This window comes from Citrifermentans bemidjiense Bem (genome assembly GCF_000020725.1).
Classification (GTDB): domain Bacteria; phylum Desulfobacterota; class Desulfuromonadia; order Geobacterales; family Geobacteraceae; genus Geomonas; species Geomonas bemidjiensis.
On record NC_011146.1, the window covers coordinates 1841299 to 1865784 of the forward strand.

Below are 24486 nucleotides of genomic sequence, written 5' to 3' on the forward strand. Positions count from 1 at the left end.
TTAATTGGCATTCAAACGTTAAAGAGGGGTAGTGGAAAACATGTCATTTTTCAAGAAGAAGGGTTCCTGCCACGAAGCCGCAACCGTTGCCGCCAGCGGCGCCAAGAAGGTGGCGCTGGTGGGGAATCCCAACGTCGGAAAGAGCGTTCTCTTCAATGCCCTCACGGGCGCCTACGTCACCGTATCCAACTATCCCGGCACCTCGGTTGAGGTTTCCCGCGGCAGCACGGCGATCAATGGGGAAGAATTCGAGATCATCGACACACCAGGCATGTACTCCATACTCCCGATCACAGAGGAGGAGCGGGTGGCCCGCGAGATCCTCTTGACCGAGCGCCCGCACCTCGTGCTCCACGTCCTTGACGCCCGCAACCTGGAGCGGATGCTCCCGATGACGCTGCAGCTCATCGAGGCGGAGCTTCCCGTGGTGCTGGTGGTGAACATCATGGACGAGGCCGCGCGCATGGGGCTGGAGATCGACATCCCGCTTTTGTCCCAGCGGCTCGGCATCCCGGTCATCGGCGCCGCTACCGCTAAGAAGATCGGTGTTCCCGAGATCAAATCCGCCATTGCCGGCAGCTCCTCCGGCGCCGTCCCCCCCTTCACCTACTCGCGTCTGATGGAGGGTGACATCGCCGAGATCTGCCAGAGCCTCAGGGGCGAGTACATCCTCTCCAAGAAGGCGATCGCGCTTCTGCTTTTGCAGGACGACACCGAGGTAGCCGAATTGGTACGGGAAACCGAGGGCGTATGGTTTCCTGCCCTCCAGACGGTGGTTCGTGACAAGCGCTTCGAGCGCCGCGAGTCGTTCCATCTCGACCTCTCCATGGAGCGCAAGGCGATAGTGAAGAAGATCCTGGACGGCGCCTTCAAGATCCCGGAGAAGCGCGTGGTCACGCTCGCCGAGCGATTCTCACGCTGGACTGTGCGCCCGACTACCGGCATCCCGCTGCTGCTCATCGTGCTTTACTTCGGCCTCTACCAGTTCGTCGGCGTCTTCGGCGCCGGGACGCTGGTCGATTTCCTCGAAGGGAAGGGATTCGAGCAGTACTTCAACCCCTGGATCACCGAGGTCGTTAAACTCAACGTCCCGTGGGAGATGATCCAGGAACTCCTGGTGGGCGAGTACGGCATCATCACCCTGGGCTTCCGCTACGCCGTCGGCATCATCCTCCCCATCGTCGCCACCTTCTTCCTCTTCTTCTCCGTGCTCGAGGACAGCGGCTATTTTCCGCGGCTTGCGCTCCTGGTGGACCGGGTGTTCAAGACCATGGGACTCACCGGCCGGGCGGTGATACCGATGGTGTTAGGCTTTGGCTGCGACACCATGGCGACCATGGTGACGAGGACCCTGGAGACGGTTCGCGAGCGGGTCATCGCCACGGTGCTCTTGGCGCTCGCCATACCCTGTTCGGCGCAGTTGGGGGTCATCATGTCGCTTCTCTCCCAGACTCCCGGAGCGCTTTTGGCCTGGGGCGTCTGCCTGACCCTGATATTCCTGCTGGTCGGCCTTCTGGCCGCCAAGGTGCTCCCGGGGGAGACACCGATGTTCTACATGGAGATCCCCCCGATGCGGTTGCCGCAGTTCGGCAACGTGCTGACCAAGACCTACACCAGGATGCAGTGGTACTTCATGGAGATCCTGCCGCTGTTCATCCTCGCCTCCGTGCTTTTGTGGCTCGGTAAGATCACCCATTTCTTCGAGAAGATGATCGAGGCGATGACACCGGTCATGGCCGCCTTGGGGCTCCCCAAGGAGTCGGCCGTCGCTTTCATCTTCGGGTTCTTCCGGCGCGATTACGGCGCGGCAGGGCTTTACGACCTGCAGGCCAAGGGGCTTTTGAACCCCCGGCAACTCACCGTGGCGGCGGTTACCCTCACCCTGTTCATCCCCTGCGTGGCGCAGTTTCTGATCATGAAGAAGGAGCGCGGCTGGAATGTGGCCATCGCCATCGGGCTCTTCGTCTCCGTCTTCGCCTTCGGCAGCGGGTGGCTCTTGAACCGTTTCCTGCTTGCCACGCAATTGCTGTAAACCAGTTGACGACGAAAACCTTTGTGAACCAATTGACAATGGACAATTGACAATTGACAACTAAAATCCAATGACTGACTCAAATGCACCCTAAAGTGCGCTGTGACAGCTACCAAAGAGAGTCCGAATTTATGCGGTGCGGGTTTTGCGGGTACGAGTTCGAGGAGAATGAGGGCAACGTCGGATGCAAGAACTGCCCTATGTCAAGCGGCTGCAAGATGGTGAAGTGCCCCAGGTGCAACTATGAGAATCCCCCGGAGCCAGCGCTGGTCAAGACACTCAAGAAGGTATTCTCCAAAAAGAAAACAACAAAATGACTGAGAGTTTATATTCGATAAAGGAGCGGTTTATGAAGCTGACTGACAAGGCTGAAGAGATACTGGAGGCGTTGTGGATCGAGTCGGAGGAAAAAGGAACCGGCTACGCAGAACTGGACCGAATGGAAATAGACGCCTCGGATCCCGCCTATCAAGAACTTGCCTCGCAGGCCCTGGTGGAGATCAAGGGAGGACGCATCTACTTCCGCCCCGAAGGGCGGGATGAGGGGCGCAACACAATCCGGCGCCACCGCCTCGCCGAAAGGCTGATGATGGACGTGCTCAACATCCGCGGCGAGAGCGGGGACATGAAGGCGTGCCAGTTCGAGCACCTTTTGAACGAGGGGGTGGACACCAAGGTCTGCACCATGCTGAACCACCCGGTGACCTGCCCGCACGGCAAGCCGATACCTCCCGGGGAGTGCTGCGAGGAGGCGCGTAAGACCGGTGATCTCGGCGTGGTGCCGCTCACCGAGCTCAAACCCGGCGACGAGGGGGACATAGCCTACATCCAGACCGAGGACAGCAAGAAGATGCAGAAACTGATGGCCATGGGGGTGCTCCCCGGAAACCGCATCTCGCTTTTACAGGCTTTCCCGTCCTACATCTTCAGGGTCGGTTTTTCCGAATTCGCCATCGACTCGGCCATGGCCCGCGAAATTTTCGTCAGACGATAAAACAGGGGCTAGGGGCTAGGGGCTGGGGACTGGAAAAAACCCGTCCGAAGCTCCAGCTTCCCAGGATGCAAAGCTGGAGCTTTGCCGTCGCATTGGGTTCCCAAGCTGGAGCTTGGGAACCAGGGGATAGCCCCCAGCCCCTAGCCCCCGACCCCTAGCCCCCGATCCCTAACCCCTGCCTTTCAGCCCCCAGCCCCCAGCCCCTAGCCCCTAGCCCCATTTAGTCCATTACGTCCATTACGTCCATTACGTCCATTACGGGAGGATGGTCGAAGCATCATTAAATCATACGAATTTTCAGTTACATGAGAAAAAAGGCTTCAAGATCTGACAATGCCTGACGATAAATTAAAAAGCCGGGCCCGTGACGATGAAAAACGCCCCGGCCGCAATATTTAACGAAGCCATTTGCTCGATAAAGAAGGTACTTATGATGCCAGCAGGCAAGGATAGCGTGACGCAGGATGCGGAGTTGAAGAGGCTGTCGGAAGATTGGTCGGCGGTGCTGGCCGAGCAGGCCGCTCAACTGGCTGCCGTTTCCGGGACCACCGAGCAGGAGTTTCTCGATATCGGCGGCAGGCTCCAGGATTTCTACCAGCGGGGCCTCGGGATCTCCGGGCTTGCCTCCGAGATGGTGGGGGAAGTCGCGGGGGACCACGTCATCGGGGCCATGCGCGGGCTGGGGGAGATGCTCGACGACATGGGGCGCTACGTGAATCGGGCCCAGAACGAGATCGAGGTGAGCGCGGACACGCTGCGCGAGATCCTGGTACTGCTCGCCAAGGTAAGCGACCCGCTGTCGGGATTCAAGAAGGTGAACAAGGTGCTTAGGATGCTCGGCATCTCCACCAAGATAGAGAGCGCGCGCCTGGGGCAGAGTGCGGCCGGCTTCGACACGCTGGCAAGCGACGTAGGGGAGCTGTCGGTGCAGGTCAACGACAAGGCCGCCGTAATCCTGAAGCGCAAGGAGGAGCTGGCCCGGACCATTGAACAGACCCTGGCCGGGGTTTTGAACAGCGGCGCGCAGCAGCATGACCAGGTCATGGCCATCCTTGCCCGGACCCGGGGGAGCATGCAGGCCTTGACCGAGATCAACGCGCGCTGCTCCAGTTCCGTAGCCACGATCTCGGCGGTCTCCGACGAGGTGTACCGCTCCATCGGCGACGTGGTGATGTCCATGCAGGCCCACGACATCGTAAGGCAGCAGATCGAGCACGTCGACGAGGCGCTGACCGACCTCAAGCACGGGTTGTCCGCCGGGACGGCCGGAGCCGATACCGCGGCTGCGGTCTGCGAACTGCAGATAGCCCAGTTGCGCCATGCCGAGGCGGAACTGGACGATGCGGTCACCACCATCATCGACGGCCTGAGGGAGATCGCGCGCAAGCAGTCGGGGCTCTCGGCGCAGACCTCCAGCATGGCGGGAATGGCGGACCAGACCGGAGGGAGCTTTTTCTCCGAGATGGAGAAAGATATCTCGGTGGTGAGCGACGCACTTTTGGACAGCTCCAAGGTGAACCAGGCGCTCTGCGTGGCCATGGCAACCGTGGCGCAGACCGTGGGGGAGATCGCCACCTTCGTGGGCGACATCGAAAAGATCGGCGAGGAGATCAAGCTGATCGCGCTGAATGCGCAGATAAAGTCAGCCTACACCGGCGACGAGGGTGCCGCCCTGGGCGTTCTCGCCGAGGCCATCCAGCGCCTCTCCATCGACGCCATCGACCACACCGGCGCCGTCTCCGGGACCTTGCAGGGGATCATCGCGGTGACCGACCGCCTCAACGAGGGGGTGGGGGCCGAGGCCTCGGGGCTGGAAAGCGAGGTGCACGGCATGGTGCAGACCCTTTCCGGGCTTTTGCAGACGCTAAGGCAGGTGCACGACACCCTGCTGCACTCGCTACGCAACATGGACGACTCGGTCACCCGGCTCTCCGGCGACATCGAACAGGTGGTGGCGGGGATCACGGTGCACCGCAAGGTGAGCCAGGTGCTGGAGACGGCGGTGGGGGAAATAGCGGGGGTCGTGGCGCAGGCCAGAAAGATTGCTCCCGCCTCGCCGGGAGCCGGGAACCTGGAGCAGCTCACCCAGCGCTACACCATGCAAAGCGAACGCAGGATTCACGAATCGCTCAGCGGGGCTCACGCCGGGCGCGACGCTTCTGCGCGACCGCTCACCGTTGCCGCCGCGCCGCCGCCGGCTGCCACCGAGGACGATCTGGGCGGCAATGTGGAACTTTTCTAGCAACTTTTCCAGCATAAAGGACGGTTTATGGACGAATTCAAGTTGGAGTGCAGGCAAGACCCAGAGTCGCGGGGAAAACAGATACTGAAAATCTCGGGAGGGGTGACCATCGGCGACGCCGGCGGTTTCCGTCAGGCGCTATTGGCGGCGCTTGAGGCGGCGAGCGAGCTGCAGGTGGATCTCTCCGAGATGACCGGGATAGACCTGACCGGGCTGCAGCTTCTCTGCGCGGCGCACCAAAGCGCCGTCCGGGGGGGGAAGTGGCTCTACATCACGGACGGAGGAAACCTGACCTTTCGCGAAATGGCAGCCGGAGCCGGTTTCCGCAGGCATACCGGGTGTGCGAGGGACACTTCTTATAGCTGCATCTGGGTAGGAGGAGAGAAATAATGGCCAAGGTAATAATGACGGCGGACGATTCCGCCAGCGTCAGGCAGATGGTGACCTTCACCCTGAAGCAGGGGGGATATGACGTGGTCGAGGCGGTGGACGGCAAGGACGCGCTGCAAAAGCTCTCCTCCACCAAGGTGGACATGCTGATCACGGACCTCAACATGCCCAACCTGGACGGGATCGGGCTCATCAAGGGGGCCCGCGCCCTTCCCAGCTGCAAGTTCATACCGATCGTGATGCTGACCACGGAGTCGCAGGACTCCAAGAAGCAGGAAGGAAAGGCGGCCGGCGCCACGGGATGGATCGTGAAACCCTTTAAGCCGGAACAGTTGATGGCGGTGGTGAAGAAGGTGCTCGGATGATAGACCAGCACCGGCAGGCATTCAAGGAAGAGGCGTACGAGCTCCTGGCTGAACTGGAGACCTCGCTTTTGGAGCTTGAGGAGCAGCCGGACGATGTCGACGTCATCGGCAGGGTTTTCCGCGCCATGCACACCATCAAGGGCTCGGGATCGATGTTCGGCTTTGACGACATCGCCGCTTTCACCCATGAGGTGGAGACCATCTTCGACATGGTCCGCAACGGCAAGCTGAAGGTGACCGGCCGCCTGGTCAACCTGACGCTCGCGGCGCGGGACCAGATCCGCGCCATGCTGGACGGGGCCGACGACGGGGGGGGAGGGGTGGACCTCAAGGCCAGCGGGGAAATCATCATGGGACTGCGCGAGCTGGCCGGCTTCCAGCCGGCCGCAGCAGAGCCCCCCGAGGCTGCCGCGGCCGCCCAAAAGCCGGTCAATCTGGCCACCTATCGGATCCGCTTCGCACCGTCCCGGGACATCTTCATCACCGGGACCAATCCGCTTACGCTGCTGCAGGAGCTAAAGGAGCTGGGGACCTGCTCGGTGGTGGCGCAGACCGGCGATTTCCCCTGCCTCGAGGAGATCGACCCCGAGGCCTGCTACGTTTATTGGGACCTGATACTGACCACCGACCAGGGCGACAACGCGATCAGGGACGTCTTCATCTTCGTCGAGGACGACTGCGAGTTGAGGATAGAGCAGGTGGCGGAGCATACCCAGTTCGACGAGCCGCAGGACTACAAGAAGCTCGGGATGATCCTCTTGGAGCGTGGGGACATCACTACCGAAGAGATGGAGGAGATACTCGCCCAGCAGCATAAGTTCGGCGAACTGGCCGTGTCGAACGGTATCCTGGACCAGGGTAAGGTGCAGTCCGCCCTCGTGGAGCAGCGGCACGTCAAGGAGGTGCGCCAGGAGAAGCAGGCGACCGAAGCCGCCTCCAGCATCCGGGTCCCCGCCGAGCGCCTCGACCTTTTGGTAAACCTGGTCGGGGAGATGGTCACCGTGCAGGCGCGCCTCTCCCAGACGGCGGCGCAGCGGGAGGACGCGGAGCTTGTGGCCATTGCCGAGGAGGTGGAGCGCCTCACCGCGGAACTCAGGGACAGCGCGCTCAACATCCGGATGCTTCCCATCGGCAGTACCTTCAGCAAGTTCAAGCGCCTGGTGCGCGATCTCTCGGTCGAACTCGGCAAGCAGATCGAGATTACCACCGAGGGGGCCGAGACCGAGCTGGACAAGACGGTGATCGAGAAGCTGAACGACCCGCTGGTGCACCTGATCCGCAACAGCATCGACCACGGCATCGAACTCCCCGAGGCCCGGGTGGAGGCAGGCAAGCCCGCCCACGGCACCGTGCACCTTGCCGCGGTTCATTCCGGCGACAGCGTCGTCATCACCATAGACGACGACGGCGCCGGGCTCGACAAGGAGGCCATCAGGGCCAAGGCGATCGAGAAGGGGATCATCGCCGCCACGGCGGAGTTGAGCGACAAGGAACTCTTCTCGCTCATCTTCGCGCCTGGCTTCTCCACGGCGAAAAAGATCTCCTCCGTCTCCGGGCGCGGGGTGGGGATGGACGTGGTGAAGCGGGCCATTGAGCTCTTACGGGGGAGCATCGACATCTCCAGCGTGCAAGGAAAGGGGACCCGCATCGCGGTGAAGATCCCTCTTACCCTGGCCATCATCGAGAGCCTCAGGGTGCAGATCGGGGAGGACTCCTTCATGCTGCCGCTTTCCCTGGTGGACGAGTGCGTGGAACTGACCCGCGAGGACGTGGAGCGTTCCCACGGCCGCAACCTGGCCCACGTGAGGGCGCAGTTGATTCCGTACATCCCGCTCAGGGAACACTTCCGGATCCAGGGAACCCCTCCGGAGATCCAGCAGATCGTCATCACCCAGATGAACGGCAGCCGGGTCGGCTTCGTGGTGGATCAGGTGATCGGGGAGCACCAGACGGTGATCAAGTCGCTGGGGCGCGCCTACAGGGATGTGGACGGCATTTCCGGCGCCACCATCCTAGGCGACGGATCCGTAGCGCTGATCCTGGACGTGCCGCAACTATTGCAGGCGGTGGAAGCCGGGCAGGCTTAACTGCGGTTCTACTTCTAACTGCAGAACGTAGAACAGACTTTGACTTTCACGTAGAACATAGAACGTTGGACGTTGAACAGCCTTTGAGGGAGTGATGAATGTTCGCATCGGGAGCGCTACGCATGGAAGAACCCGGCCGCATCGACCACACCGCCGTCCTGTCGGCGCGTGATTTCGGCAGACTTAGCCGTTTCATCTACGACACCTGCGGCATCAAGATGCCCGACGTGAAGAAGACCATGCTGGAAGCGCGCCTGCAAAAAAGGCTGAGGGCGCTCGGCATTCACAGCTTCACCGATTACTGCGACTACCTCTTCTCCAACGAGGGGCTGGAGAAGGAGTTGGTGCAGATGCTCGACATGGTCACCACCAACAAGACGGACTTCTTCCGCGAGCCCGACCACTTCAATTACCTCTCCCATACGGTCTTGCCTGATTGGGTGAGAAAACATCCCGGCGCCACCCTGGCCATCTGGAGCGCCGGCTGCTCCTCTGGGGAGGAGCCCTATACGCTCGCCATGGTTCTCTCCGAGTTCGCCCTCAATAACCCCGGGTTCGACTTCAGGATCCTCGCCACCGACATCTCCACGCGGGTCCTGGAGAAGGCGAAAAACGCCATCTACCAGGAGAGCCAGGTGGAGCCGGTCCCCTTCGAGCTCAAGAAGAAGTACCTGTTGAGGAGCAAGGACAGGAGCTCCGGCATGGTCCGGATCGTGCCGGAGCTGCGCGAGAAGGTGCGTTTTCGCAGGCTCAACTTCATGGACGAAGATTTCGGCATGCGGGAGCATTTGGACATCATCTTCTGCCGCAACGTCATCATCTATTTCGACCGCCCCACCCAGGAGAAGCTCTTGCAGCGCTTTCACCGGAACATGAAACCTGGGGCGTTCATTTTCATGGGGCACTCAGAGACGCTGAGCGGCTTGGACGTGCCTCTGGTGAGCGTGTATCCGACCGTGTACCGAAGGCAGAAATGAGCCAGCAGGTTCAGAGCCTACTTTTCCTCAAACCGGGGCAGATGATGGTAAGCTCTGTACCGACTTTGGTCACCACGCTGCTCGGGTCCTGCATCGCGGTGACGCTTTTTTGCCCCAGGACCCGCTTCGGCGCCATCTGTCACGCGCAACTCCCCAGTTGCGGCAGTCCGGCCGGCTGCAGCCACGAGGATCCCTCCCATGCGAAGTACGTCGATTGTGCCGTCATGATGATGCTGAAGCGGCTGCGCGCGCACGGCGTCGCCGACAAGGAACTGCAGGCCAAGGTATTCGGGGGCGCCGACATGTTCGAGGGGAGCGTGAAACATCCGGGTGTGGGAAGCCAGAACGCGGAGATGGCGCTCCAGGTGCTGAATCGGGAGGCGATCAGGGTGGTGCGCCAGGACCTGGGGGGAGAGCGGGGAAGAAAGATCATCTTTCATACCGATACGGGAGAGGTGCTTTTACAACGGCTCGGTAAATCGGGGGTTTCATAGATGGTGAAGAAGAAGATAAAAGTGCTTATAGTGGACGATTCGGCGGTGGTGCGTCAGACCCTGTCGGAGATCCTCTCCTCCGATCCCCAGATCGAGGTGATGTCGACGGCCGGCGATCCCTTCATCGCGGCGGAGCGCATCAGGCACGAGGTCCCCGATGTCATCACCCTCGACGTCGAGATGCCGCGCATGGACGGCATCACTTTCCTGCACAAGATCATGAGCCAGCATCCTATCCCGGTGGTGATGTGCTCAAGCCTCACCGAGATGGGGTCGGAGACCGCGTTAAAGGCGCTTGAGTACGGGGCGGTGGAGATCATCCAGAAGCCGCGCCTTGGGACCAAGACCTTCCTCGAGGAGTCCAGGGTGAGGATCTGCGACGTGGTGAAGGCGGCGAGCCAGGCGAGGGTCAGGAAGGTGTCGGCGGCCCCGCACCAGGTAGCCCCGAAGCTTTCCGCCGACGTCATCATGGAGAAGCCCAAGAGCCAGGCTATGATGCAGACCACGGAAAAAGTGGTCGTAATAGGCGCCTCCACCGGCGGCACCGAGGCGCTGCGCACCTTCCTGGAGTCGCTGCCGGCCGACTCTCCCGGCATCGTCATCGTGCAGCACATGCCGGAAGGTTTCACCCGCGCCTTTTCGCAGCGGCTGGACGGGCTTTGCCGGATCACGGTCAAGGAGGCGGAGAACAACGACACCGTGGTGCGAGGCCGGGCGCTGATCGCTGCCGGGAACCACCATCTCCTTTTGAAAAGAAGCGGCGCCCGCTACTACGTCGAGATCAAGGACGGGCCGCTGGTCTCGCGGCACCGCCCCTCCGTGGACGTGCTTTTCAGGTCCGCCGCGCGTTACGCCGGCAAGAACGCCGTCGGCGTCATCATGACGGGGATGGGGGACGACGGCGCGCACGGCATGCTGGAGATGAAGCAGGCCGGTGCCGTGAACATCGCCCAGGACGAGGCGAGCTGCATCGTCTTCGGCATGCCCAACGAGGCGATCAAGCTGGGGGGGGTCGACCTGGTGCGTCCCCTCGACGCCATCAGCCGCGAAGTCCTGAGGCTTTGCGCGTGAACGTTGAACGTTGAACAGCTTTTTCGGGGATATCCATGAGCGAAGAAAAATTCTTTCTCGGACGACAGCCGATACTCGACCGGACCCAGAAGATAGTCGGCTTCGAGCTCTTGTTCCGTTCCGCGGAGAGCTTGCAGTCGGCGAACTTTCTCGACGTCCAGGTGGCGAGCGCCAGCGTCATCGTGGGAGCCCTGGCCGAGTTTGGCATCGAGGACGTCCTGGGGAGGCATCGCGGCTTTTTCAACGTCACCCGCGAGATGCTGATGAGCGACGCGGTGGAACTTTTGCCCAAGGACCGCGTGGTGATCGAACTTCTGGAAACCATCGTGGTGGACCGGGACGTGGTGGAACGCTGCCGCACCCTCAAGTCGCTGGGCTTCACCCTGGCCCTCGACGACCATGTCTACTCCGCCGACTTCCACGAGATCTACGAGGCGATCGACATCGTCAAGGTCGACGTGCTGGAGACGCCGGCCGCCGCTCTTCCCGAGATGCTGGAGCGGCTCAATCCCTGGCCCTTCACCCTTTTGGCCGAGAAGGTGGAGACCGCTGAGCAGTACCGCTTCTGCTCGCAGCTGGGCTTCCATCTCTTCCAGGGGTACTACTTCGCCCGTCCCGTGGTGCTGCGGCAGAACAAGATCGACATCGCGAAGATCGCCATGCTGCGGCTGATGCAGCAGGTCATGGCCGACACGGAGCTGGAGGAGATCGAGGAGACCTTCAAGCAGAACCCCGGGCTCACCTATAACCTGCTAAGGCTGGTGAATTCGGTTGCCATCGGCCTCAGGGTGCGCATCAAGACCCTGCGCCACGCCCTCATGGTGCTGGGGATGGAGCAGTTGAAGCGCTGGATCACCCTGGCCCTTTACGCCAGCAACGACAGCAACGGCGTGCACAGCCCGCTTCTGGAGATGGCCGCGACGCGCGGCAAACTGATGGAGCTGCTGGTGCTGGCCCTCAAGGGGCGCGCCGGGAGGGAGCTTGCCGACCAGGCCTTCATGGTCGGGATCCTCTCGCTCATCGACGTACTCTTCGACGACTCCATGAACGAGCTGGTGGGGAAACTGAATCTAGTGGAGAACGTAAAGTCGGCCCTCCTATCATGCGAAGGCGAACTGGGGGGACTACTGTTACTGGCCCAGAGGCTGGAAGAGGCTGACTTCGAAGGGGTGAACGAACAACTGGAAGAAAGCGGCCTCGATCTGGATCAGCTTCTTTCCTGCCAGTTAGAGACCATCGCCTGGTCCGACAGCCTCTCCGCATCTCTCTAATTTCACACCTTGACACAACCCTTTCTTTTGATGTAACTTGTTTCGTCCCGCCAGACAAGGGACGGAGCCGGCAGTTCAGGCTGCGCTCCGCCGGCTAAAGCCGCAGCAAAAAGCCAGCCATACCAATTCACCAAACCACAACCGCAACCAGGACTTCACGCCGGCAGTTCCGGACGGAGTCCTTATTGAGACGCCAAATGAAAATAACCGCGGTAATACCCGCCAGGTATGCTTCTACGCGTTTTGAGGGGAAGGCCTTGGCGGACATCATGGGGCGCCCCATGGTGCAGCATGTTTACGAGCGCGCAGCGAAGGCGACCCTCGTGTCCGAGGTGATAGTGGCGACCGACGACGAGCGCATAGCCGCCGCCGTGCGCGCCTTCGGCGGCAGGGTCGAGATGACCTCGCCGACCCACGAGACCGGTACCGACCGCCTGGCCGAGGTGGCCGCCAGGATCGATGCGGACATCATCGTGAACGTCCAAGGGGACGAGCCGCTGATCGATCCCGCCATGATCGACGAGGCGATCCGGCCGCTTTTGGACGATCCGTCCATCCCGATGGCCACCTTGAAGTGCAGGATCAAGACGCTGCACGACTTTCTTTCCCCGAACGTGGTGAAGGTCGTTTCCGACCCCACGGGGAACGTGCTCTACTTCTCGCGTTCGCCGCTCCCCTTTTTCAGGGACAAGTGGAACGATTTGAAAGACGACGCCTTCGTCTCCGGGAAGCTTCTCTGCTACAAGCACGTAGGTCTCTACGTCTACCGCAGGGAGTTCCTCCCCGTGTTCGCGGGATTGCAGCCGACCTACCTCGAGCTCGCCGAGAAGCTCGAGCAGTTGCGGGTTCTGGAAAACGGCTACCGCATCAAGATCGTCGAGACCGAGTTCGAGTCCATAGGCGTAGACACCCCGGCGGACCTGGATAAGGTGCTGGAAAGGCTGAAAGGCTAAAACCGGTTCAACGTTCAACGTTCAACGTTTTAAAGCAGATGCAAGGTTCCATATCAGGTTCTTCGCTTCAGGTTCACGTCACGCTGCCGCTGGAGTTTTCAGTAGTTTTCGTTGAACGTTGAACCTTGAACGTTGAACTGTTTCTACGTTTCGGAGGTTTTTTAAGTGAAGACAAAATTCATCTTTGTTACCGGCGGCGTTGTCTCCTCGATCGGCAAGGGACTCGCCGCCGCTTCTTTGGGCGCTCTTCTTGAGGCTAGGGGGCTTCGGGTCACCATCCAGAAGCTGGATCCGTACATAAACGTCGATCCCGGGACCATGTCCCCCTTCCAGCACGGCGAGGTCTTCGTCACCGACGACGGCGCCGAGACCGACCTCGACCTCGGGCACTACGAGCGCTACACCTCCGGCAAGCTCTCCAAAAAGAGCAACTTCACCACCGGCCAGGTCTACTTCTCGGTCATCGAGAAGGAGCGCCGCGGCGACTACCTGGGCGGGACCGTGCAGGTCATCCCGCACATCACCGACCAGATCAAGCTGAACATCCTGGAAAACGCCAAGGGCTCCGACATCGCCATCGTCGAGATCGGCGGCACCGTGGGCGACATCGAGTCGCTCCCTTTCCTTGAGGCGATCCGCCAGTTAAAGAGCGACCGCGGCCCCGGCAACGTCCTCTACCTGCACGTGACGCTGGTACCCTACATCAAGACGGCCGGCGAATTGAAGACCAAGCCGACCCAGCACTCGGTGAAGGAGCTGCGCGAGATCGGCATCCAGCCCGATATCCTCCTTTGCCGCTGCGAGCAGGACGTCCCGCAGGACATGAAGGCGAAGATCGCGCTTTTCTGCAACGTGGAAGAGAAGGCGGTCATCACCTCCCAGGACGCCGAGCACATCTACGCGGTGCCGATGGCGCTGAACCATCAGGGGCTCGACGACCAGGTGGTGGAAAAACTCAACATCTGGACCAAGGCTCCGGACCTCTCCCACTGGCAGCAGGTGGTGTCCAAGCTCACCAATCCCGGCTCCGGCGAGGTGCGCATAGCGGTGGTCGGCAAGTACGTCGACCTCAAGGAGTCCTACAAGTCGCTCTCCGAGGCGCTCACCCACGGCGGCATCGCCAACGACTGCCGCGTCAAGCTGGTCTACCTCGATTCCGAGAAGATAGAGGAGGACGGGGGCGAGAAGGCGCTGGCCGACGTCGATGGCATCCTGGTCCCGGGCGGTTTTGGCGAGCGCGGCACCGAAGGGAAGATCAAGGCGATCGAATACGCCCGCGTCAACAAGGTCCCCTTCTTCGGGATCTGCCTCGGCATGCAGATGGCAGCCGTCGAGTACGCCCGCAACGTCTGCCGGCTTCCCGAAGCGTTCTCCAGCGAATTCAAGCCGGACTGCGAGAGCCCGGTGATCCACCTGATGGAAGAGCAAAAGGGAGTGGAGAACAAAGGGGGGACCATGAGGCTCGGCGCCTATCCCTGTTCCCTCACCAAGGGGACCTTCGCCCAGAAGGCCTACGGCGCCACCGAGATCTCCGAACGCCACCGCCACCGTTACGAGTTCAACAACCTTTTCCGCAGTTGCCTTGAGGAGAAGGGGATGGTCATCTCGGGGGTCTACAAAGAGGGGAACCTGGTGGAAATCATCGAACTTCCCGACCATCCGTGGTTCTTGGGGTGCCAGTTCCACCCCGAGTTCAAGTCCAAGCCGTTGAACCCGCACCCGCTCTTCAAGGCCTTCATCGGGGCCACCAAGGCGAAGAGAGGCTAACCCAGGGTCACGCAAAGCCGCAACCTGAAGCGACCCGTGTCACGCAAAGCCGCAAAGACGCAAAGAAAGGCAAAAGCAAAAACGTTTAACAGGGATAAATGGGATACAAGGGATAACTGCAGAACCTAAAAAAGGCTTTGGAGTTTAACCTCAAGTTTTTGGTCTTATCCCATTCATCCCCTTCATCCCTGTAAATGGATTAAAGTTTTCTCTGCGGTCTTGGCGTCCTTGCGTGAGGCCCAAAAGCATTTAACAGGGATACAAGGGATACAGGGGATAACGGCAAAGGCTTAACAAGAGGTTTTCTTCTTGGCTCAGCCTTTATCCTGTTCATCCCCTTTATCCCTGTAGAAAGCCTTTAGTTTTTTGATAAGGAGAGATCATGACGAGGGAAATCACCGTAGGTGGAGTGAAGATTGGCGGGGGAAGGCCGCTGGCGCTGGTAGCCGGGCCTTGCGTGATAGAAAACGAAACCGCCACGCTGCGCTGCGCCGAGAGGCTGATGAGCATCTGCAACGGCGTGGGGATCTCGCTGATCTTCAAGGCCTCCTACGACAAGGCCAACCGTACTTCGGTCACCGCATTCCGCGGCCCCGGGATGAAGGAGGGGCTCAGGATCCTCGCCAAGGTGAAAGAGGCGCTCGGCGTCCCGGTCCTTTCCGACATCCACTCCATCGAGCAGGTCGAGCCCGCGGCCGAAGTCCTGGACGTGCTGCAGATCCCTGCCTTTCTCTGCCGCCAGACCGACCTCCTGGTCGCAGCCGGCAACACCGGGAAGGTGATCAACGTCAAGAAGGGGCAGTTCCTGGCCCCCTGGGACATGAAGAACGTGGTCGGCAAGATCAGCTCCTGCGACAACGATAACATCATCCTCACCGAGCGCGGCGCGAGCTTCGGTTACAACAACCTCGTCGTCGACATGAGGAGCTTCCCGATCATGCGCTCCACCGGTTATCCGGTCATCTTCGATGCCACCCACAGCGTGCAGCTCCCGGGAGGGGAGGGGACCTCTTCCGGCGGACAGCGCGAGTACGTCGAGTTCCTCTCCCGCGCGGCTGTAGCGGCCGGGGTGGACGGCATCTTCATGGAAGTGCACGAGGAGCCGGAGCAGGCCCTTTGCGACGGGCCTAACTCGGTGCGCCTGGACGACATGCCGGCGCTTTTGAAGAAGCTCAAAGCAATCGACGCTATCGTAAACCAGTAACCAAAGCATCTCACGCAAAGACGCAAAGGCGCAAAGAAAGGCAAAACAGAGGCTTAGGGGTAACCTGACCTTTTGTTTTGCCTTTTGGGTCAAAGGCGCAAAGCGAACCCGTGTCACGCCAAGCCGCAAAGACGCAAAGAAAGGCTAAAACGTATCCCTGTAAATAGGTTTAAAGATTTTCTTTGCGGTCTTAGCGTCTTTGCGTGAGGCAGAATCTGAAAAGCTTTAAAGATTTTCTCTGCGGTCTTTGCGGCGTGAGACCGCCTTTAAGGAGTTGAAATTGATAATAGAAGAAGCGAAGAGGGTGATACGGGTCGAGGCTGAGGCTCTTTTGAACCTTGAGGCGTCGATCAACGGAGCGTTCGAACAAGCGGTGCAGATGATCCTGAACAGCGAGACCGGCCGCGTCGTGGTGACCGGCATGGGCAAGTCCGGCCTCATCGGCCAGAAGATCGCCTCCACCATGGCTTCGACGGGGACTCCCGCGTTTTTCCTGCACCCGGCGGAAGGGATCCACGGCGACCTCGGCATGATCATGAAGGGCGACGTCGTCATCGCCATCTCCAACTCCGGCGAGACCGACGAGGTGGTGAAAATCCTCCCCATCATCAAGCGGCTGGGCGCATCGCTCATCGCCATGGCCGGCAACCCCACCTCCACCCTCGCCAAGAGCGGCGACATCTTTCTCGACATATCGGTAAAGGAAGAGGCGTGCCCGCTCGGGCTTGCCCCCACGGCATCGACGACCGTCACCCTCGCCATGGGGGATGCCATCGCGGTGGCGCTTCTGGTCAGCCGCGGCTTCAAGGCCGAAGACTTCGCCATGTTCCACCCCGGCGGCGCGCTGGGGCGCAGGCTCCTATTGAGGGTCCAGGACATCATGCATTCCGGTGAGGCGCTCCCCCTGGTCAACGAAAAGACCCTGATGCGGGAGGCGCTTTTCACCATCACCTCCAAAGGTCTCGGCATCACCGGCGTCACCTCCGACGACGGCGCCCTCATAGGCGTCATCACCGACGGCGATCTGCGGCGTGCGCTCGGCAAGGGGCTCGACATCATCAACCTCCCTGCCGCGGAGCTGATGAAAGCCGGCGCCAAGCGGATTAATCGCGAGGAGCTTGCGGCGCGGGCCCTGCAGCAGATGGAGCAATACTCCATCACCTCGCTCTTTGTCTTCGACGATGATAAGGCCAAGGCCCCGGTAGGTATCGTCCATCTGCACGACCTCCTGAAGGCCGGCATAGCATAACCCGGTCACGCAAAGCCGCAAAGACGCAAAGAAAGGCTGAAGCGCCAAGCAGAAAGCGTTTAAAGGTTTTCTTTGCGGTCTTGGCGTCTTTGCGTGAGACCGGGGTGGGGTTTCTTAGTGAGGTGTTTATGGAAGAAAGACTGAAAAAGATCAAGCTCCTGATTCTCGACGTCGACGGCGTGATGACCGACGGCCGCATCATCTTCGATTCCAACGGGGTGGAGAGCAAGTTCTTCAACGTGAAGGACGGCCACGGCATCAAGATGCTGCAGCGCTCCGGCATCGAGGTGGGGATCATCTCCGGCCGCGAATCCCAGGTGGTCTACAACCGTGCCGTAGAGCTCGGCATCGGGCAGGTCTACCAGAAGTCGCTCGACAAACTGGTCCCTTACCGCCAGATGCTGGAGGCGACGGGGCTTACCGACGAACAGGTCGCCTTCATGGGGGACGACGTCATCGACATCCCGCTGTTGAAAAGGGTGGGATTTGCCGCCGCCCCTGCGGACGCCGTCTGCGAGGTCTACGAGTTCGCGCAGTTCGTCGCCAAGAACAGGGGTGGGTGGGGAGCCGTGCGCGAAGTCTGCGACCTCATCCTCAAGGCCCAGGGGAATTGGGAGACCGTCACGTCCAGGTACTACGTGTAGAAGCCGCAAAGCAAACCGTGTCACGCAAAGCCGCAAAGACGCAAAGAAAGGCTAAAGCTCCATCCCTATAAATCGGTTCTAGAGGTTTTCTCCGCGGTCTTTGCGTCTTTGCGTGAGACAGAATCTGAAAGACTTTAAAGGTCCATGTGAGTAAAAGGTTTGAGGGTGTTCTTTGCGTTCTCTGCGTCTTTGCGTGAGGCGCTTTGTTTTTCTCAATGTCAAAATTCAGTCTTCACTGTCTTTTTGACACTGTCACATGCCAATAAATACAGTAATTCTCTCCGCAATAGTTCTTAATACCGAACTGCGTCTGTACAGACGAAACCCGCCTTAATTAGTTCTCCCCCCGCGCTGTAATCACTAAGTCTTTGCCTATGAAAAGGAATTGAGCTCCGTCTCGCCCAGGCCCTGCGGCTGCCGGCGCTTTATCCGCTGCACGCCCCAGAAGTGGCACGAAATCTGCTTTGAATCGTTTAACAGGCGCGGACGACGCGGCTGTGTCAATTGTGTGAAAACCCGCCAGCAGCGGCTCTCTACGGCGTCCTTTTTTCAGTTTACTTCATACGGCATAAGTGCTATAGACTAAAGCCCTGATAATTAACTCGGGCTTTTAAATAGCTCTGCAGTTACAGCTATTTTTCAAGACTGCACGGCTTGAGCAGACCGCACTGCACTCTGTTCGGAAAAGCGTTAGGATACGTGCACATTTCATTTACATTAGAAGTTTAACGTGATATATCCGTGCTGCGAAAAGCCTGTCAATGAACGTCTGAGTCATCTCATGAAGTAGGGGTACGCATAAGCATGAAGAAAATCCTGCTGTTCGCTGTTTTGCTCGCCTTCCTTTCCAACGCCATAGCCTTCCCCGCCTCACAACCCGAGGCTCAATATTCATCATCTGGAACTTCTGCCAACGCCGGCATGAAAGAGAACGGCTCCATCTTCGGCGCCTCGGACTATTTCAAGCTGCCGGACCCCGAAGATGAGGCTGACACCATCTCCAAACCCCAGATGGACAAGGGGGAGAGGGATTCGCGGCGCCAGCGCGCCCGCGGTGAGGATGTCGATACCTCACGATACGATGATCGCCAGGAACAAAGTGCGGATGAGATCTCCAGCGACGACACCTACGACAATTCCTACGATAACTCTTTTGACAACTCCTATGACAGCTCCTATGACAACTCCTCTGACAGCTCCTCTGACAGGTCATACGATAGCTCTTACGAGAAACGCTATGAAAAGCCGTACAACGTCAATGACGGTGAGGCGCTCAAGGAAGACAAGGAGCCTAAGAAGGACAAGGACGGCAAGGAACTAAACGAAGAGAAGAAGCGTTCCGATATTAAGACCGGCAAGGAGCGTGTGAAACGGAGCAAGGTCGCCAGAAAGACCCGCCCGGGGCAGCGCAAGGCGAAGGAGTTGTCCACCCTTGAACGCGCCATGAGCGAAAACCCGGTGACGGCTGACAAGGCGAAGCCTGAGCCCTATGGCAATAAACAGCTGATCCAGTTCGGCTACAACTTCTTCAAGTCCAAGGAAGATCCCTTCGCTTCACAGACAGACGTTCCGGTCGGCCCCGACTACATCATCGGTGCGGGCGACCGTCTGATCCTGACCGTATGGGGAAGCCTCAACGGCACCTACAAGCTCGACGTTAGCCGCAGCGGAGATATCGTCATCCCCAAAGTGGGCGCTGTCAAAGTCGGCGGACAGAGCTACGGACAGCTTCCTGCGCTGCTCAAAAACCACATCGCTCGCATCTACAAAGACTTCGAATTGAACGTCAACATGGGGCAGCTCAGGCTGGTCAAGGTTTACGTGGTGGGCGAAGTTGCCTCTCCCGGCGACTACAACATAAGCTCCCTTTCCACCCTCATCGGTGCCCTTTCCGAGGCCGGCGGCCCCACCAAGAACGGCAGTCTCAGGAACATCCAGATCAACAGGAACGGCAAGCTCCTCGAAACGGTGGACCTCTACGATTTCTTCCTCAAAGGGGACAAAGGGAAAGACATCCGGCTGCAGCCGGGCGACACCGTGCTTGTCCCTGTGATAGGGAAGGTAGCGGGGGTCGCGGGCAACGTGCGCCGCCCGGGCATCTACGAGTTGAAGGGACAAACGACGCTGAAGGATCTGCTGGCGCTCGCCGGGGGGATCAACTCCATAGGCTACCTGCAGCGGGTCCAGTTGTACCGGGTCCAGGCGCACGACAAGAAGGTCGTCACCGACGTCAACCTCGATGTAATCGGCAAGACTTCCGAAGATATCACCGCTGCAGTCCCGGTCCAGGACCTCGACTTGGTCAAAGTACTCTCCATCGACCGGGTGCTGCGTGGCTACGTGCGCCTGGAAGGGCACGTGGTCCGGCCTGGCGATTACGCGCTGAAGCCGGGTATGAAGATCAGCTCCCTGGTGCAGAAAGATAGCCTGCTCCCCGAGTACCACGCGGCCACTGGCCAGATCATCAGGCTTTTTGCCCCCGACCTGCACCCCGAGGTGGTCCCGTTCGACGTCTCCCGTGCCATGGCGGGGGAGGCGGGGCAGGACCTGGAACTGAAGGAGTTCGACCGGGTGAAGATCTTCTCCAAGCGCGAAATGGAGGAGGTCCCCGTGGTCAAGGTGAGCGGAGAGGTGAAGCGCCCCGGACCCGTCCGCTACATGGAGAACATGACGGTGCGCGACCTGCTGACTCAGGCCGGCAACGTGAAGCTCTCAGCCTACCTGAAGAACGCCGAAATCACCAGGATCAAGCGTACCGGCGACGCCGTCACCTCGTTCACCATCACAGTGGATCTGGAAAAAGCCATGGCAGGCGGCGAAGCGAACATCAAGCTGTCTCCTTTCGACGAGCTGACCGTACGGCGCATACCCAACTGGGCCGAGGCGAAGGAGCGCTACGTAACGCTCAAAGGGGAATTCGTTTTCCCGGGCACCTATCCCATCTCGAAAGGGGAGCGGCTCAGTTCCGTCATTGCAAGAGCCGGCGGCTTCACCGATCGGGCCTACCTCAAGGGGACTCGCTTTACCCGGGAGAGCGCCAGGAAACTGCAGCAGCAGCGCATGGACGAGTCGCTGGCCAAGGCACAGGAAAACATCATCAAGCTCCAGACCAACATGTCGCAGACAGCATCCTCCGCCGAGGAAGTGGCCAGCTCGAAGACCACCCTGGAAGGGCTGATGCAGAGCGTCGAGATTCTGAAGCAGAAGAAGGCCGAAGGGCGTGTGCTGATTGAGATAGCCTCACTGAAGGAGCTTGAGGGGAGCAATTACGACGTCGAGTTGCAAGGCGGGGACAAACTGAGCATTCCTAGCGACCCCGGCGGCATCAACGTAATCGGTGACGTCTATAACCAGAACACCATCGTGGCGCAGAAGGGGCGTAGCGTCGAGTGGTATCTGAAACAGGTTGGTGGCGCGACCGCAGATGCGGATACCGACGGTATTTATGTCGTGAAGGTGGACGGTTCGGTCACAAGCCAGGCCAACTCCACGAAATTCTTGTTCTACAACTCCTTCTGGGGCAAGCCGCTTGATTCCGGGGACACCATCATCGTACCAAGGCAGTACGAGAAGACCGCCTACCTTAGGAATATGAAGGACATTGCCACCATCATAGGTAACATAGCTGTAATGGCCGGTGTGTTGGTGGCTGCAGGCCTTTAGGCTGGTAATTCCTTTAGTTGTGTCGCGTCCGGGAGCGGGCATCGCAGATTTACCACCTTACTAACTGGATTTCGCGCTTTCCGGCGCAGGAGCAACTCGAAGGAAGCCCATGACAGAGAACCAGAATCAGGCTGACATTGATGTAGAGGAACAGATTAATCTGCTCGAACTTTTACAGATTATCGCGAAACGAAAGATGTTTATCATCAAGATGTGCACATTCGCGGTCGTCGCATCTGTTGCTTACAGCTTCACTCTCCCCAATATCTATTCCGCAACTGCCAAGGTGTTGCCGCCACAGAAAGAAACGGCCGGCGGGCTTTCTGCAATGTTGGGACAGGTCGGTGGCATAGCTGGTCTCGCACCGGGTGGCCTTGGTTCTGGTACCGAACTCTACCTTGGCCTTCTGAGAAGTAGATCTGTGGCGGACGAGGTTGTGCGGCGTCTTGACCTTACTGCATATTATAAAACCAAGGATGCCGAATTGGCTAGGAGAGGCCTAGAAGCGACCGTGCGTATGCAGACCGGCAAGGACGGTATCATTAACATCACGGCCGATGATAAGGATCCGAAGATGGCGGCTCGCGTCGCAAACATGTATGTTGAGGAGCTTGGCAGGACTTCGGTGAGGCTTAACCTATCCAAGGCAGGCTCTGAAAGAGCATTTCTCGAAAAACGGCTGGAATTGGTAAAGGGAGAACTGAAGAAGGCTGAAGATGAAATCAAAGCATTCTCCCAGCAAAACAGCATAGTACAGGTTGACTCGCAGGCCAAGGCAAGCATCGAAGGGATAGCACGGCTAAAGGCTGAACTGGCGACTAAGGAAGTTCAGTTGGCAGCACTGCGCTCCAGGCAGACAGACGAGAGCCCAGAGGTGCGCTCACTCCTGGCGGGGATCAAGCGCCTGCAGGCCGAGATGGATAGGATGTCAGGTCCCGGTCTAGGTGGCGAGGGTATTCCGGCGATAGGCAATGTTCCTAGGCTGGGGCTCGAGTATGCCCGGAAGATGCGTGAGCTCAAGATACAGGAATCTGTCTTTGAGCAACTCACCAAGCAATATGAGATGGCCAAGCTCAGCGAGGCGAAGGATTCTTCAGCGTTCCAGGTGCTCGACACGGCTGTAGCCCCCTCTGTAAAAAGTAAGCCAAGACGCTCCGCCATTGTCATCACCGCTACCATGGTGGCGGTGGCCGCCTCTCTGGTGCTGATATTCTTGCAAGAGCACCTGGAAAAGATGAGTGAGGCGGATAGAAAGATCTTGGCCGATATCAAAGGGCGCCTCCTCTCTTTGAGGTAACAGATTTGACGTCAATGACCTGATATGTCGCTGTGCAGGCTATGGATCGTCTTGCTACGATAGGTGTTGCCTTATGAACTCACATTCCCAAAATGCTGACATTCTGTTCGCGACTGTGGTGGTGTCGGTATTCAACGAAGAAGAAGTGCTGCCTGGTTTTTATGATGAACTGAGCCGGGTTCTCGGCCAATTGGGTGCTGCTGCAGAGGTTATTTTCGTAAACGATGGGAGCAATGACGGTAGTGCTGCGGTTCTTAAGGAACTGGCGAGCTTGGATCCTAGAGTAAAGATCATCAACCTTTCCCGCAATTACGGCCATGAAGCTGCGATGATCGCCGGCATAGACCACAGCAGGGGCAACCCGGTCATCTGCATGGACGCCGACCTCCAGCACCCGCCTGCTAAGATAGGCGAGATGCTTGAGCAGTACAGAAACGGCTTCGAGATCGTCTGCATGAAGAGGGTCGCCAGCAACAATCTCTCGCGCTTCGATAAGATGAAATCGTTGTTTTTCTATCGCCTGTTAAATCAACTTTCTCCCATGGAGTTCGAAACAGGCGCCTCCGATTTCTTCATGGTATCGAGAAGGGTGGCAAATATCCTAAAAGTTGAGTTTCGTGAAAGGATCCGTTTCCTTAGGGGGTACGTTCAGACACTCGGATTCCGCAAGTCGGTCATAAGCTACACCGCGAGCGAGCGGGCGTGCGGCAAAAGCAAGTACACGTTCTCCGATCTCTGCGGCCTTTCCCTCAACGCGTTCTTCAGCTTCAGCAACCTCCCGCTCAGGCTTGGGATAATCACCGGGTTAATAGTCGGTGGGTTCAGCATCCTGGTCGGCATTTACTCTATAGTGATGAGGTTCATCGGTAACGCGCCGTCAGGGTACACCACCATCGTCGTCCTTGTCTCGTTCCTGTTCGCCATACAGTTCTTTATCACCGGTATCATCGGTGAGTACATAGGGGTCATCCTGATACAGAGCAGGGAGAGGCCTATCTACCTAGTCGACTCAATGATGAACATCGCTGAGTGCCATGAAGCTGAATAGGGATGTGACGGTAAGGATAAATTGGTTCCTGGACAATGTCGTTCCGCCGTTTCTGAGGGACAGCAGGATGTTCATGGGAGTGTTGTTCTGGCTGCTGTTCAGGGACAAGGCTGCACGCTTCCTGGATTTCAAAGAGCAGGCTCCCGGACTGGGAGAGGCGGGGCTCCGCGCACTTTACAAGGAACTGCGCAATAGCCATCTGGAGCGTGACACAGATCTAAACCGGGAATGCCTGCAACGCATACTCTCCGATATCGTAGGGGAAACGGTTCTGGACGTTGGGTGCGGCAGTGGGTACGTTGCACGGAGAATCGCTGAGCTTGGTCTGAAAAAAGTTGCAGGTCTGGATACCAATCTCCCGCAAGAAGCGCGATCAGACCAACGCGTGCAGTGGTTGGAGGGGAGCGCGGAGTTCCTTCCTTTTGCCACGGGGGCTGCGGACACAGTGGTCTGTTCCCACACGTTAGAGCACGTGGTCGACATAGAGAGGGCGGTAGCCGAACTGAGGAGGGTCGCTGCAATGCGTCTGATTGTGGTGGTCCCGATGCAAAGGGAATATAAGTACACCTTCGACCTGCACCTACACTTCTTTCCCTATCCCTTCAGTCTGCTGAAGCTGATGAAGAACCCGGAAGCCATTTGTGTGGTGATCGGCAACGACCTTTACTACTGCGAGGAGCGCCAGGGGCAGAACGCCGGCTAAACGGTTAGAGCCTCGTACGTGAATGAAATCCGAAG

At 58.9% G+C, this 24486-nt stretch carries 19 protein-coding genes; all 19 read left to right on the forward strand.

What is annotated here, in order from left to right:
- Nucleotides 1-40: 40 nt before the first annotated feature.
- Nucleotides 41-2032 carry a ferrous iron transport protein B gene (gene feoB / locus GBEM_RS07980; RefSeq protein WP_012530022.1) on the forward strand — a complete coding sequence of 664 codons (1992 nt, stop codon included), beginning with the start codon at nucleotides 41-43 and terminating at the stop codon, nucleotides 2030-2032.
- A 349-nt stretch (nucleotides 2033-2381) separates the two neighbouring features.
- Nucleotides 2382-3026, forward strand: coding sequence for a metal-dependent transcriptional regulator (locus tag GBEM_RS07990; protein WP_012530024.1), 645 nt, complete (start codon nucleotides 2382-2384; stop codon nucleotides 3024-3026).
- A gap of 430 nt (nucleotides 3027-3456) precedes the next feature.
- Nucleotides 3457-5268, forward strand: a complete 1812-nt coding sequence (locus GBEM_RS07995) for a methyl-accepting chemotaxis protein (RefSeq protein ID WP_012530025.1) — start codon at nucleotides 3457-3459, stop codon at nucleotides 5266-5268.
- 27 nt (nucleotides 5269-5295) lie between these two features.
- Nucleotides 5296-5658, forward strand: a complete 363-nt coding sequence (locus tag GBEM_RS08000) for an STAS domain-containing protein (protein WP_012530026.1) — start codon at nucleotides 5296-5298, stop codon at nucleotides 5656-5658.
- Nucleotides 5658-6023: a response regulator gene (locus GBEM_RS08005; protein ID WP_012530027.1), complete on the forward strand. Its 366-nt coding sequence runs from the start codon at nucleotides 5658-5660 to the stop codon at nucleotides 6021-6023. Before GBEM_RS08000 ends, GBEM_RS08005 begins: the two co-directional genes overlap by 1 nt.
- Entirely contained in the window at nucleotides 6020-8110 is a 2091-nt protein-coding gene (locus GBEM_RS08010; RefSeq protein ID WP_012530028.1) for a chemotaxis protein CheA, read from the forward strand. Before GBEM_RS08005 ends, GBEM_RS08010 begins: the two co-directional genes overlap by 4 nt.
- 98 nt (nucleotides 8111-8208) lie before the next feature.
- Nucleotides 8209-9087, forward strand: a complete 879-nt coding sequence (locus GBEM_RS08015) for a CheR family methyltransferase (RefSeq protein ID WP_012530029.1) — start codon at nucleotides 8209-8211, stop codon at nucleotides 9085-9087.
- Entirely contained in the window at nucleotides 9084-9581 is a 498-nt protein-coding gene (locus GBEM_RS08020; protein ID WP_012530030.1) for a chemotaxis protein CheD, read from the forward strand. The genes GBEM_RS08015 and GBEM_RS08020 overlap by 4 nt, the downstream gene beginning before the upstream one ends.
- Entirely contained in the window at nucleotides 9582-10652 is a 1071-nt protein-coding gene (locus tag GBEM_RS08025) for a protein-glutamate methylesterase/protein-glutamine glutaminase (RefSeq protein ID WP_012530031.1), read from the forward strand.
- A gap of 35 nt (nucleotides 10653-10687) precedes the next feature.
- Nucleotides 10688-11923: an EAL and HDOD domain-containing protein gene (locus tag GBEM_RS08030; protein WP_012530032.1), complete on the forward strand. Its 1236-nt coding sequence runs from the start codon at nucleotides 10688-10690 to the stop codon at nucleotides 11921-11923.
- A 197-nt stretch (nucleotides 11924-12120) separates the two neighbouring features.
- Entirely contained in the window at nucleotides 12121-12876 is a 756-nt protein-coding gene (gene kdsB, locus GBEM_RS08035; RefSeq protein ID WP_041262700.1) for a 3-deoxy-manno-octulosonate cytidylyltransferase, read from the forward strand.
- A 165-nt stretch (nucleotides 12877-13041) separates the two neighbouring features.
- Nucleotides 13042-14643 carry a CTP synthase gene (locus GBEM_RS08040; protein ID WP_012530034.1) on the forward strand — a complete coding sequence of 534 codons (1602 nt, stop codon included), beginning with the start codon at nucleotides 13042-13044 and terminating at the stop codon, nucleotides 14641-14643.
- Nucleotides 14644-15025: 382 nt separating this feature from the next.
- Nucleotides 15026-15847 carry a 3-deoxy-8-phosphooctulonate synthase gene (kdsA, locus tag GBEM_RS08045; protein WP_012530035.1) on the forward strand — a complete coding sequence of 274 codons (822 nt, stop codon included), beginning with the start codon at nucleotides 15026-15028 and terminating at the stop codon, nucleotides 15845-15847.
- A 280-nt stretch (nucleotides 15848-16127) separates the two neighbouring features.
- Entirely contained in the window at nucleotides 16128-17096 is a 969-nt protein-coding gene (locus GBEM_RS08050; RefSeq protein ID WP_012530036.1) for a KpsF/GutQ family sugar-phosphate isomerase, read from the forward strand.
- A 128-nt stretch (nucleotides 17097-17224) separates the two neighbouring features.
- Nucleotides 17225-17740 carry a KdsC family phosphatase gene (locus GBEM_RS08055; RefSeq protein WP_012530037.1) on the forward strand — a complete coding sequence of 172 codons (516 nt, stop codon included), beginning with the start codon at nucleotides 17225-17227 and terminating at the stop codon, nucleotides 17738-17740.
- 804 nt (nucleotides 17741-18544) lie between these two features.
- Nucleotides 18545-21403 (forward strand): SLBB domain-containing protein, encoded by a 2859-nt coding sequence (locus GBEM_RS08060; RefSeq protein ID WP_012530038.1) that lies wholly within the window; start codon nucleotides 18545-18547, stop codon nucleotides 21401-21403.
- A 109-nt stretch (nucleotides 21404-21512) separates the two neighbouring features.
- Nucleotides 21513-22700 carry a GumC family protein gene (locus tag GBEM_RS08065; protein WP_012530039.1) on the forward strand — a complete coding sequence of 396 codons (1188 nt, stop codon included), beginning with the start codon at nucleotides 21513-21515 and terminating at the stop codon, nucleotides 22698-22700.
- 73 nt (nucleotides 22701-22773) lie between these two features.
- Nucleotides 22774-23748: a glycosyltransferase family 2 protein gene (locus tag GBEM_RS08070; protein WP_012530040.1), complete on the forward strand. Its 975-nt coding sequence runs from the start codon at nucleotides 22774-22776 to the stop codon at nucleotides 23746-23748.
- On the forward strand, nucleotides 23735-24451 hold the full coding sequence (locus tag GBEM_RS08075) for a class I SAM-dependent methyltransferase (RefSeq protein WP_012530041.1): 717 nt from the start codon (nucleotides 23735-23737) through the stop codon (nucleotides 24449-24451). Before GBEM_RS08070 ends, GBEM_RS08075 begins: the two co-directional genes overlap by 14 nt.
- Nucleotides 24452-24486 lie beyond the last annotated feature (35 nt).